This is a genomic window from Psychrobacter sp. TB15, from assembly GCF_000511655.1.
Classification (GTDB): domain Bacteria; phylum Pseudomonadota; class Gammaproteobacteria; order Pseudomonadales; family Moraxellaceae; genus Psychrobacter; species Psychrobacter submarinus.
This window is the reverse complement of the sequence record NZ_AYXN01000042.1, coordinates 91242-103873: the sequence shown is the minus strand read 5'-3', so window position 1 is coordinate 103873 and position 12632 is coordinate 91242. Positions and strand designations below refer to the sequence as shown.

Here is a 12632-nt window from a genome sequence, read left to right as displayed (position 1 = left end):
GAGCACTTTAATAGGAATAAATTATGTCAACTTCAGCCATTATTTTTATGATTATCTCCATGCTGCTTATATGGGGCGGTTTGCTCTTAGCTGTTTTGCATCTAAGAAAACACCCTGATATTCCCATGCAGCAGCTACCTGATGATCAAATTTATTAAGACTATCAGTAGATAAATGTAAAAAAGCCAGTCACTAATATGAGTGACTGGCTTTTTTAGTATGAACAGAGACAATAATAAGAGCCTTTATCAACAGCTATATGACTTAATGCAGCGTTAGCTCAGGTACTTGTTGCCCGCGCTTGCTATAAAACTCACTCACAAACTCATCAAAAGTATCCGCTTCAATAGCGTCTCTAATACCTGCCATCAAGCGCTGATAATAACGTAGGTTATGAATAGTTGCTAATTGCGCGCCTAACATCTCTTTGCATTTATTGAGATGGTAAAGATAAGCGCGGCTAAAGTTCTGACAGGTGTAGCAGTCACATCCAGGATCTAGTGGACCTGTATCCGTACGATATTGGCTATTACGAATGCGTACCACTCCAGTGTTATCAGCATCACCAGTGACGAAGTAGTGACCATTACGTGCATTACGAGTTGGCATGACGCAGTCAAACATATCAACGCCGCGGCGCACACCTTCGATTAGATCCTCAGGCTTACCAACGCCCATCAGATAGCGCGGCTTATCGGCTGGCATATCATCAGGTAGGTAATCTAATACCGCCATCATCTCCTCTTTGGGTTCACCCACAGAGAGACCGCCGATAGCATAACCATCAAAACCAATCTCAAGTAAACCCTCAAGTGACTGCTGACGTAAGTCGCTATACATACTGCCTTGCACGATACCAAAAAGCGCATTAGTACTGCCAAGGTTTTGATGCTCATTAAGACAGCGCTGCCCCCAACGCAAGGAGAGCTCCAAAGATTTCTTCGCTTCAGCGTGCGTGGCCGGATAGGGCGTACACTCATCGAACTGCATGACGATGTCGGAATTCAGACTATACTGAATCTGCATCGATTTTTCAGGTGATAAAAACACTTTCGCACCATCAATAGGCGACTTAAAATGTACGCCTTCTTCGGTGATTTTACGCATTGCGCCAAGGCTGAAGACCTGAAAGCCACCAGAGTCGGTCAAGATAGGCTTGTCCCAGTGCATGAATTTATGCAGGCCACCGAACTGATCGATGATATCAGTACCCGGGCGCAGCCAAAGATGAAAGGTATTGCCAAGGATAATGTCGGCGCCAATGGCCTCGATATCACGAGGCAGCATGCCTTTCACCGTGCCGTAAGTGCCAACAGGCATAAAAGCAGGCGTTTGTACATCGCCATGATTGAGATGAACGGTACCGCGGCGGGCGCGTGTCTCGCCGCTAGCAGTTTTATGTAAAGTAAATTGCATATTATAATCGCTATATGAGCTATGAAAATGGCGCTAATTATATCATTATTAGCGGTTTTTTGTATGACCGTTATCCTCGTCAAGCGAGAACTCTACAGCCTTTATTTTAATAGCTCTCTACCCAAATGACACAGACAATAGCGTTTGACACTTATAGAGTGGATGCAAAAGCAGAATTTACAGCTGGTAGGGGAGCCTGAGCTGGCTCGTTACAACCCGCCATGGACGCTGCCTTTTATGCGTCGTAACGAGGTGATGATTCGTTATGAATAACAGCCAGTTATAGTCAAATACACGGGTCAATAAAAAAAGACAGCATATGCTGTCTTTTTATAGTCGATGCTTTGAGTCAAACTTAGCTGTTTTGCTCACGAATGATGTTTAGCATCCGGCGTAAAGGCTCTGCGGCGCCCCATAGCAGCTGGTCACCGACAGTAAATGCACCTAAATATTCAGGCCCCATATTGAGCTTACGCAGGCGACCTAGAGCTACGGTTAAAGTACCTGTCACTGCTACTGGCGTTAAACGCTCGACTGTAGCTTCCTTAGTATCCTCAACTACATCTAGCCACTCATTATCGCTACCTTGAAGCGCCTCTTCAATCTCGCTTAGCGGGATGTCTTTTTTGAGCTTGATAGTCAGACCCTGAGCATGACAGCGCATCGCACCGATACGGACACACATACCATCGATAGGAATATTACTCTGTTCATCATTACCAAGGATCTTATTGGTTTCAACGCCGCCTTTCCACTCTTCTCTTGATTGATGATTGTCCATTTGCGAATCGATATAAGGAATCAAGCTACCAGCTAGGGGTACGCCAAAATACTGCTGAGGAAAATCGGCTGAGCGCTGAGTCTCGGCGATCTTTTTATCGATATCCAAGATTGCACTGGCAGGATCAGACAGCTCAGCTTTGACCGCATCTTGTAATACGCCCATACCGCTGATAAGTTCACGCATATTGTTAGCGCCAGAGCCACTTGCCGCTTGATAAGTCATCGCGCTGACCCATTCCACCCAGCCTCTGTTGAACAGCTCACCGATAGCCATCAGCATAAGCGATACCGTACAGTTACCACCGATAAAGTCTTTTTTGCCATGAGCTAAAGCGTTATCAATCACATTACGATTGACGGGATCTAAAATAATGATGCTATCTTCATCCATACGTAAAGTACTAGCAGCATCAATCCAATAACCCTCCCAGCCGCTATCGCGCAGAGGCTGGTGCACTTTTTGGGTATAGTCGCCGCCTTGGCAGGTAATAATCACATCGCAGTCCGCTAAAGACTTAATATCATGAGCATCTTTGAGTTTACTTGGGCTAATACCATCAAAGCTTGGCGCATCGCCGCCGCTGTTACTGGTTGAAAAAAACACCGGGGTGATACCGGTGAAGTCTTTTTCTTCGCGCATACGCTCAATCAGCACTGAGCCGACCATACCGCGCCAGCCTACTAAACCTACTGTTAAATTACTCATGAAATGCCTTCCTCTTGTACGATGGTTTGTGACATAGTTTGTGACAAGGACAACCCGTAACAATGCCGTGAATAGAACAAAAAAGCAAGATTTTTCGATAAATTTCTTTTACTGCTATATCGTTACTATTCATGAGCTCTAAACAGTAACGTTTTATAATGTTTATTCGCTTAATGAAATGCTAAAGTAGGCTTCTTAATAAAAGGCCAAAAGTAAGCTTGAGAATTAAGTACGACAATTAAAAATGATAATAAATATATTTATTGAGTCAGACTTTATTCTTGGCCTAGCCTTCATCTAAATACATGGTTAGCTATATTATGGATATCTCTTTACTGTATTACGGCGCGCAATGGTTAGCAGGGTTTATCACCTTTTTGACCATTTGGGGCTGGATGCCCCTTGATAATTGGTGGGTCCGAGTAGTCGAGTTTCCGCGCATCCAGATTATGGTGTTAGGAGTCGTCGCTTGGGCGGCGATGATTTTATTCTACTCTGAGTGGCAGATAGGTCAGTGGCTATTGTTTTTGGCCTTGAGTCTGACTTTAGCTTATCAACTTAGAATGGTGCTTCCTTATACGCAGTTATGGAAAAAAGAAGTACAAAACGCCACCGATGACCCAAAGCTGGCTGAGCACCAGATCAAAATCATGGTGTCTAATGTATTAACGCCCAATGAGCAAAAGCAAGATTTAGTCAATTTGGTAAACGACAAAAACCCCGATATTCTGATCGCGTTGGAGACAGATAAGAAGTGGGAGCGAGCGCTTGAGCAGATAGAGCCTGACTATCCTTATACGGTCAAAGTTCCCTTAGACAACTTATATGGCATGCACTTGTACTCAAAGCTTGAGCTGATAGATCCTGAAATCAAGTATCTGATTATCGATGATATTCCCTCAATTCACAGTCAGTTACGCTTGCAAAGTGGCCGAGTGATTTGGCTGTATTGCCTGCATCCTATGCCGCCAAGCCCTACTGAAGCAGATAAATCCACGACGCGTGATGCAGAGCTGCTGATGGTCGGCAAACACATCAAAGAGCATGAGCAAACGGCCATATTAGCAGGCGATCTCAATGATGTGGCATGGTCAAAAACCACGCGCCGTTTTCAGCGCATCTCAGGCTTGCTTGATCCGCGTATTGGACGTCATTTTATCAATACCTTTCACGTCAAATATCCTTTTTTGCGTTGGGCGCTAGATCATATTTTTCATAGTGCGTGCTTTACGCTAGTGGACATCAGTCGAATGCCCTCTATTGGCTCCGATCATTTCCCGGTGATGACTACCTTACAATACGAGCCGCAAGAGGCCAGTAAGCAGGAACAAAACGCTCCTACAACTGATACCGAAGACATCCAAGAGACCAATCATAAAATCGAAGAAGGTAAAGAAGAGGGAGAAAAAGTCTCACAACAACATGCTGAAGAAGACAACGAAGCACAACAAGACCAGGCAGCAAAACCGGTATAGGTACTTTTATATTATACTTACATATGACATAGACAAATGACTCAAATCCTCTGTAAGCATAAGCGTACAAAAAATAGGGCTTTTGGCGTCTAGTTTGCGCGGTGAGGTCAGCCTATAATAGACTCATCAACACAAGGATAGTCAAGGATGCAGTGTTGAGGCTTATAGCATAGCCTTGAGTCAGCTCAAGCGTTATGAGTCGGTGTAAAATGGCTTAGAGAGGACTTATTATAAGTCATCAAGGATAGAATAATAATAAAACGAAATACCAATAACCCGAACCTATTGCCCAAGGTTCGGGTTTTTTCTTGTCTATAGTTTTTTCGATGACGTTATTGTTCATAAAAAATGTTGCTAATTATACACGCTGCTAGCCTTCATTTAATACTTCTAAACTTTATAGATAATGTTTGGCTATTTTTAAGCGTGGTCTAGAGTATTATAGGCATTAAGCCAGTCATCATTCTTGTCTTCAGTAACGGAAAACCAAGCATCGCTGCACTCTTCAGTTAGACACTCAAAACTGACATATATACCTTGCTCACCGATGGTGGCATACCAATGCTCATCGTCATGACCTGTAAATAAAATAAAGTATTTATCATTCACAAAGTCGCCGACGGTATATAACTCGCCTTCTTTATAGAATTGATTTCCACTTGTGCAAATGAGTACGTCTCCAGTATTTATCACTGATTCTCCTATTGATATTAGTTAACGCTAGTATTAGTACGCCCTTTATTATCAGTATTTTGTTATTAATATCACTGATAGCGTGGCGAAACCTAAGCGGTTGTATTTAATGGTTATTTTACCAATAGCATGAAAAATAGAAAATAATACTTGGGTATCAAAAGACATCTTTTTGTATTTAAGTGTTTGTTTTTATTATTAATTAATCTATAGCTAAGCTAGATAATTGTAAAGAGTCACAGTACAAAGTACACTCTGACCGTGAATAATTAGGATTTAAATGGTATCGGCAGAATAATTGTTTAGTTCTTATTATCAATAAAGATTTAACAAGGTTTTAATGAGTTACGGATAGTGACTTGGAAGCAATAATCGCATCATTTGAGCATTATTAGAATAGAGTCTAATGGACTTTTGCGTGAAGAATAAAAAAAGGGCATATGCTTTGGCATATACCCTTTGTAACTGCGCAGACTAGAACTTACAGAGTTAAGATAATGAGAGAAATGTATAAGGGTCTGTGAACGAGCTAAGCGCTATTATTCAATCACTTGAATGTAGGCGCCTGCTCGTAGCTCTTGTAACCAGTCTTCTGTGGCTTGTGGTGCTAAGCGTTGATACAGGGCTTGGCGAGCTAGGTCACGACGATACTCGTTACTGATATCTTGTTGGCGCTTATCATCGACTTTTAGTATGTGCCAGCCAAACTGGCTTCTAAAGGGTGCAGAATAGTCGCCGACGGTAGTGTTCTTCATTACCGCTTCGAATTCTCCAACCATCTCACCTTCGCCAACCCAGTTCAAATCGCCGCCGCGTCCAGCAGAGCCGGGATCATCAGAATAAGTCGAGGCTAAACTGGCAAAATCCGCACCTTGACGCAGCTGCTCATACAGATCGTTGATTTTTTGCTGGGCTAGGCTATCAGTCTGTAACTCATCGATTTTGACCAAGATATGTCGAACATCCCATTGGGGCACAATCATTTTGCTATTGACGGTTTTATCGGCTAGCTTGACGATATCGATTCCTTCTGGAGTGACCAAAGGCGCGCTCACTTCACCAACGTCGAGCTTAGTAATCTGGCTTGATAGCTCAGTTGGCAGCGCAGCAGCGCTATGGAAGCCCATATCGCCACCTTGTAGTGGAATAGGGTAGCTACCTTGCGCGGCGCTCATGGCTGCCTCTACATCGACATTAGACTCTAATAACCGAGTGCGCAGAGTATTTGCTACGGCAAGCGCCTGCTCGCGCTGAGCGGCTGACAGCCGGCTGTAGTCGTCAATATAAGGCACACGTACGTGAATGGTCTGATATTCATTTTGGTTAAGACGTTTGGCTTCAGGGGAAGCTAAAAAAGCATCGACATCCTGCTCGCTGATACGGACTCGGCTACTGACTTGGCGCTGCTGCAAGGCTTGGATAGCGGCATCTTCAAATAACTTCGCTCGTAGGGCAGCATAACGACCTGGCTGGTTGGCATCTAGTTTTTGTTGTAGACCGGCGAGGCTATTAACGCCTTCTGCTTGAGCAATCTGCGCCAAACGCTGATTGATAGCTGCATCGTCAGGCTGTAAGCCAAGTCTATTGGCAAGGGAGAGCTGTAACTCGCGCTGAATCAAGCCGTTAAGAACTTCAGATTGTAGCTGCGGTGAGTTGGCAATAGGCTGGCCTGCCGCTTGCGCTCTTGCTCGGGTTTGCATAATAGCATTGATCAAATCGCTTTTTAAAATAGCGTTATCATTGACTAGCGCGATAATGCCATCGGTACTGGTAGCAGAGGTTAGACGGTTGGTATTCTGGCTTTGAGCACTAGCATTTTGAGTATTAGTCGGTTCAACAGTAGCCGCTTGAGCATTAAACGCGAGTACAAGACCCAGACTGGCGCTCATACTCATGAGTATGGCTCGGTTCGTCTGGCGTAAAGAAAAAAGTCTCATGATAATCCTTATTGATGTCGTCATGTCGGTTATGGGTTGATCAGCGGCATGCACTGGTAGGCAAAAAGCCAACTTTAAATAGCGATAGGGTAGATCGTTTGCTAGTCTTTCCAAGCCGTTTGTGTCGGCTCAAACCCTAATACTTTATCTGCTAATAGGCGAGTTAAGCGGCCACTGTCACTGCCTAAACCATTGAGCCTAATTTCAGCCATGATAGCTTGATTGGGTTTATCGTTGATATTTAGATCATTATAATAACGACGACCATAAACGGCAAAGCCAATGCAGCAATCTTCGTAATCTATGCCAACTAACGCATCGAGGGTTTGGTTGCGCCGATAGTCATACTGCCCTTGTGCTAGTACTCGCCAGTTGTTGTTTATTGGAAAGATAGCTGACGCCGTTAGCGCTGAAATAGGAAGCTGGTTGGTGTTTTCATCTTCTTGACGCTTGACGAAGCCGACGTTGAATAAGCTATTGCTTGAAGGCTGGTACCGTAGCTCAGTAGTGATGTAATTTAGATCATAGCTACTGTTTAGCGCGCCGCTGACATCGACCCAAACGTTATTATAAGGCTGAGTGCTAGTATTCCAAACCATTCCTGACGAGTCAGTGTCGAATACTGGCGTCTGATCTTCTAAAGTTACTCGGCCATCATCATAATAAAACTGCTCTGCAATGCTACCATCAAAACGTGTCACACCCGTTGCATCGATGTAACGATAATTGATACCAGGGGTAATGGCGTGCAAATCTTGCAGACGATCATACCCCAAAAACCAGCTGTCCGAGAAGAGCTGCTGATAGTTAATAGAAGCGATACGCGTGTTGAAGTTAGGAATATCGTTCTGATCTTCAAAAGGAGAGTAGGTATATTTCAGCCGCGGGCTCAGTAGCTGATAACCGCCCATGGTGTCATCAAAAGCGCCAAAAGGTGAGCCTGACTGATAAAAGTTCAGACCAGCATCGATGCTTGCTTGCGGGACAAATACGGACTGGCTACCATCGTCTTCATCGAGATTATTAGCGTCTAAGCTGTCTTGATCATAGGAAGTATATAGGTGCTGTAAGCTCAGCTTAGGGTTGATATACCCCCACGCAGCCTCGATAGGATAAGCGGCGCTTAGCTTATTATAAACTCTAACGCCGCTTTTTTCGGCCTCAGAGCCATCGTCAATCGACTTTTTAAAGTAGGCTGAGTCATGAACCCCTGTGAAGTTTATATTATCAGACCAAGGCAGGCGATAGTTGAGCGATAGCTGTGGTAAGCGCGAGTAAGGTTTATCTTTATCTTCTAAGCGCTCGCCAGTATTGGTAAAAGCGTCGAGAGTCTGATAGGTTTCAACTTTGAGCTCACCATTGATATAGTCGTTATAATAATTGAGCCGAGCCCGGCGCGGCAGGTTGAGCGTATTGTCAGATAACCCTAAAGTATCAAAATCATTAAGATAGTCCGCGTCAGAGACATAGCTGTATTTGGCATCACCGCTCAAGCGCGGAATGCTATTAGAGGACCAATAGTGATCATAAAACAGACTGCTACGATCCTCACCATCATACTCTTTATCATTAGGCAAATAGGAGCCGTTGAGTATACCTTCACCATAATTTTCGGTTAGATAACGAAACTCTCCTGAGAGCATGGGGTTACGGTTGGTATAAACGCGAGTATTAAGGGTGGCATCGTAGTTCGGCGCTAAATTAAAATAATAAGGTACGTCAACTTCAAGGCCGCTTTTACTACCGACACTCGCGCTCGGTAATAAGAAGCCGCTGCTGCGTCTATTGTCTATAGGGAAATTAAAATAGGGTAAATAAAATACCGGTACATCAGCAATTTTAAACGTTGTGTTGTAAGCTTCGCCGCGGCCTGTTTCGGTATCTAAATCGATGCTTTTGGCATCAAACTGCCATTTGCGGTTGGTCGGCGGGCAAGTACTAAACATCACTTCATCAAGCTCATACTGCGTCTCGTTAGGGCGGTTTAAGCGCTTGGCATAGCCGTGCGCTTGCAGCTCTACGCTAGCAAAAGCCACGTCCTTAGCTGTTGATTGTCCGGTTTCGGTATTATAATTTAAGCTGTCCGCGACGCCAATCAAACCACCTTGTGAGACTTTATCATTAACAGTGGCCGCCGGGCGCTCGGTTGCCGTACCGCGGTTTGGCGCATTGCCAATCGCTTGGTCAGTGAACATCACTTGCCCTTGTGCTGCTGCCACGCCACTGCTGAGATCCAAAACTACTTTTTGGGCCTCGATATGCTGCTCACCTTGATCGATAATCACGTTGCCAGACAACTCAGCATAATCAACATTATCATAATAACCATAATCAGACTCAGCATATATAGAGTCTTGATCGTTTAGAGGCGCATTGGCGTCGCGATTGGCCTCATTTATTGCCCGCTGGTAATTTGGATTGCGATCAGGGTAGACCCATTGACCTTCACAGCGCGGCGCAGTATCGACAGTAATGGGAACAACATTTAAATCACTCCCTAGCTTGGGCAAGGTTTGCTTTGTCTCTAAGGTGTTATCTAGCTCCGCGATAGGTACGTCATTATCGACTAGGCTTGCGGCAGTATTGGTGGCCGCCTGGTTAACATTAGTCACATCGCTATCGGGTTTTAATTCATAAAATTCTGCCAAGCGCATCAAGCTATCTTGAATAGTGTCGTCGTCGAAATTTAACTTTTCAACATTAGTAGCAGTAATGTCAGTATCAGTATCAGTGTTAGCCTCGATAGTGGCGTCAACAACCGCAATCTGCTCTGTATCCATGTTAGCCGCTATTTGTGCATCATCGTTTACTAGCGTAGTGTTGTTCTCTACAGCAGTTACTGAGCCTATAGCGGTACTCTTCTCTAGGGACGTCACAGCCATATCATTAGCGCTAGCTGTATCGAGATCCGCCACTGCGCGTTCAGCTCCTTCAGTCGCCAAAGGCTCGCGCATCTGTTGGTCATCATCGGTGATAGCAGCACTAACGGTTAAGCTAGATAGGCTTAACGCACCGAATAAAATCATGCGAATGCTTTGGTAGAGCGGAGAATATAACAAGGGCACACCTATGATTGTAGAACCTATTAGCCGACTGGATGACGATAGAGACAGATAGTCAATGAATCTTAAAAGTAAGTATCAAACCAAAAGTTAGCTACTCAACTTTATAACGCGAAAAACTAGTTTAATCTTTGTTCAATGAGTGGGTAATGAGCAAAGCGACAATTATTTTGACTTATGATAGTCAAAAAAAACCAAATCAGCTACACTATTGCTGCAAATTTTGTAATGCAGCAAGGTATTTGCTTATTGATAAGCGGGCTAATCGTGAGTAGCGAGTCAATAAGACGGATAAAAATACTAAGCACTCTCAGATGGTTCGTTATTTTAGCAAGTATTTGCCTGACTTATCACTCTATTTAACCGGCGATTTTTTTATGACTACTAGCGCGATGACAGATAAAATGCTTAAGAATACTGATTCTACAATCAGCATCCAAACCCCAACGCAAATAGGGAGCGATACCGAGGCCGCTGATGAGCGTCAGCAGCAGCTACTGCATTGGTTGCAGCAAGTATTTGCCGGTCAAGACTTTAAGCTCGACAGTTTGCCAGGGGATGCCAGCAGTCGTCAGTACCATCGTCTACAATGGTTAAACCAATCAGATAGTGATGAAGCTGAGCATTATATAGTGATGGACTCTGCTGATGAGCAGCAAGCGATGCAGCAGTTTATCAACGTCACCGCTTTAATGGCACCAGCGATTAATGTACCAACCCTTATCGCGCAAGATATGGAGCAAGGGTTTTTGGTGCTGCAAGATTTTGGTACGGTGGAGTTTGCGCACTTACTGGTTGGGGCAACTCCGGCGCAAGTCGATGCGTATTATCAAGCGGCTATGCAGACTTTGATTGCACTGCAGCAAGTGCCGGTAGAGACTGCCAAAGATAAGCACCAGCTTCCTGATTATAATGAAGAGCTGCTCAATCGCGAGATGGACTTATTTAGTGACTGGTTTATACCGCACATTGAGGTCAGTTTAGACGCTAGTCTTTGGCAGACTGTCAAAACAACATTAATTAATGAGATTTTGCGGCAGCCACAAGTCGTCGTTCACCGCGATTATCACAGTCGTAATCTGATGCAAGACCAAGCTGATCATTCGCGCTTAGGCGTCATCGATTTTCAAGACGCAGTTATCGGCGCTTATAGTTATGATTTGGTCTCCTTAGTCCGTGATGCTTATGTCGACTGGCCTGAAGTACAAATCTCTAGCTGGATTAAGGACTTTTGGCAGAGGCAGAAAAACGCTGAGCTGACCACTACTGATAGTGCTGAGCAGCTTGAAAACGATGTCAATGTGATGGGCGTTCAGCGTCATCTAAAGGTGCTCGGTATCTTTATTCGTTTGTTTGAGCGTGATGGTAAGAGTCGTTATCTGGCCGATATTCCAAAGGTCATGAGCGATTTACTCTTCGAGCTTGACTGGCTGAGTAAGCAGGGTAGTGAGGAGGTAAAGCAGGCACTTATTCCCTTTAAGCAGTGGATGGAAGAGACCGTATTACCCGCTTATCAGGCTAAGTTTGTGCAGCAGTATATTTAAACCTATTACACTAATTTATAACATCAGGGAGCAGATATGTCTGCAATAACGCAAGCGATGATATTAGCAGCAGGCAAAGGTACACGCCTGCGTCCGTTGACCCTTGAGACACCAAAACCACTCGTTGAAGTCGGTGGACAGCCTTTGATTGTCTGGCATATCAAAGCACTACAAGCATCTGGTATCACTGATATCACTATTAATGCCTCATGGCTGGCTGATAAGCTGATGGCAGCGCTAGGTGATGGCTCACAATATGGCGTAAATTTGCATTGGTCAAAAGAAGGCGATGAGCCATTAGAGACAGCAGGCGGTATCTTTCAAGCGCTGCAAACGGGTAAGCTACGAGATGAGCCGTTTATTTTAGTCAATTCTGATGTGTGGACGAGCTATGATTTTGCGCAATTACAAAGCTATGAGCTTAGTGCCGATCAACGCGCGCACCTATTATTGATTGATAATCCTGAGCATAATAACGGTGGTGATTTCGCTATCAATAATGGCTTGGCAAGCGAGCAGCCGATTGCTGATGCGGATAAGTATACTTTTGCTGGTATTAGTGTGATGTCACCAAGACTACTAGATGGTCTAGTTAGTGGTCAGCCTGCTGCTCTTGCGCCACTACTTAAGCAAGCGATGCTTAAGTTTCAGATCACCGCAGAAGTCATTACCGATAACTGGATAGATGTCGGTACGCCTGAGCGCTTAGAGCAAGTCAATGCGTTTGTTAAACATCATTCTACAAATGATAAATCTGATTCTTAAAAGTCATTTATTAAACAGTTAAACAGTGATAATCATTAGAAAGGCTGCGCTATTACAATAGTGCAGCCTTTTTAATACAGGTACTGTTTCAGATTACAGCATATTAATCTCTGTTAATGGAACGTAATACTAGTAATCGCTTGTACGTTACCAAATCTAGCACAGCACCCAGATATTTATTATTATATATACTATAATGTAATATATAATGATTAAATATAGAAAATATTAACTTTACTGAAATGATAAAC

10 protein-coding genes are annotated in these 12632 nt (G+C 44.0%); 5 read left to right on the top strand and 5 right to left on the bottom strand.

The window, feature by feature from the left end; translation table 11 throughout:
• The first annotated feature begins 23 nt into the window (after positions 1–23).
• Positions 24–158: a methionine/alanine import family NSS transporter small subunit gene (locus W234_RS14375; RefSeq protein WP_084212669.1), complete on the top strand. Its 135-nt coding sequence runs from the start codon at positions 24–26 to the stop codon at positions 156–158.
• A gap of 106 nt (positions 159–264) precedes the next feature.
• On the opposite strand, the gene tgt is transcribed toward W234_RS14375, so the two are convergent.
• Positions 265–1416: a tRNA guanosine(34) transglycosylase Tgt gene (tgt, locus tag W234_RS0112000; RefSeq protein ID WP_025647076.1), complete on the bottom strand. Its 1152-nt coding sequence runs from the start codon at positions 1414–1416 to the stop codon at positions 265–267.
• Positions 1417–1560: 144 nt separating this feature from the next.
• On the opposite strand from tgt, the gene W234_RS14370 reads away from it, so the two are divergent.
• Positions 1561–1689 (top strand): heme-binding protein, encoded by a 129-nt coding sequence (locus W234_RS14370; protein ID WP_264673189.1) that lies wholly within the window; start codon positions 1561–1563, stop codon positions 1687–1689.
• 82 nt (positions 1690–1771) lie between these two features.
• On the opposite strand, the gene asd is transcribed toward W234_RS14370, so the two are convergent.
• Positions 1772–2905 (bottom strand): aspartate-semialdehyde dehydrogenase, encoded by a 1134-nt coding sequence (asd, locus tag W234_RS0111990; protein WP_025647075.1) that lies wholly within the window; start codon positions 2903–2905, stop codon positions 1772–1774.
• Positions 2906–3225: 320 nt separating this feature from the next.
• Here asd and W234_RS0111985 point away from each other — a divergent pair, with 320 nt between their 5' ends.
• Positions 3226–4380: an endonuclease/exonuclease/phosphatase family protein gene (locus W234_RS0111985; RefSeq protein WP_198013363.1), complete on the top strand. Its 1155-nt coding sequence runs from the start codon at positions 3226–3228 to the stop codon at positions 4378–4380.
• Positions 4381–4800: 420 nt separating this feature from the next.
• Here the strand turns inward: W234_RS0111985 and W234_RS0111980 are convergent, their stop codons facing one another.
• The 3 genes from W234_RS0111980 to W234_RS0111970 all read right to left on the bottom strand — a co-directional run bounded on the left by W234_RS0111980 (position 4801) and on the right by W234_RS0111970 (position 10069).
• Complete coding sequence (locus W234_RS0111980; protein WP_025647073.1) at positions 4801–5073, bottom strand: hypothetical protein; 273 nt, start codon at positions 5071–5073, stop codon at positions 4801–4803.
• 539 nt (positions 5074–5612) lie between these two features.
• On the bottom strand, positions 5613–7010 hold the full coding sequence (locus W234_RS0111975) for a peptidylprolyl isomerase (protein ID WP_025647072.1): 1398 nt from the start codon (positions 7008–7010) through the stop codon (positions 5613–5615).
• A 101-nt stretch (positions 7011–7111) separates the two neighbouring features.
• The gene (locus tag W234_RS0111970; RefSeq protein WP_025647071.1) at positions 7112–10069 is read right to left on the bottom strand and encodes an LPS-assembly protein LptD; all 2958 of its coding nucleotides are present in this window, start codon (positions 10067–10069) and stop codon (positions 7112–7114) included.
• Positions 10070–10449: 380 nt separating this feature from the next.
• On the opposite strand from W234_RS0111970, the gene W234_RS0111960 reads away from it, so the two are divergent.
• Positions 10450–11616, top strand: a complete 1167-nt coding sequence (locus tag W234_RS0111960; protein ID WP_227501949.1) for an aminoglycoside phosphotransferase family protein — start codon at positions 10450–10452, stop codon at positions 11614–11616.
• Positions 11617–11652: 36 nt separating this feature from the next.
• Positions 11653–12381 carry an N-acetylmuramate alpha-1-phosphate uridylyltransferase MurU gene (gene murU, locus W234_RS0111955; protein WP_025647069.1) on the top strand — a complete coding sequence of 243 codons (729 nt, stop codon included), beginning with the start codon at positions 11653–11655 and terminating at the stop codon, positions 12379–12381.
• The last annotated feature ends 251 nt before the right edge of the window (positions 12382–12632 follow it).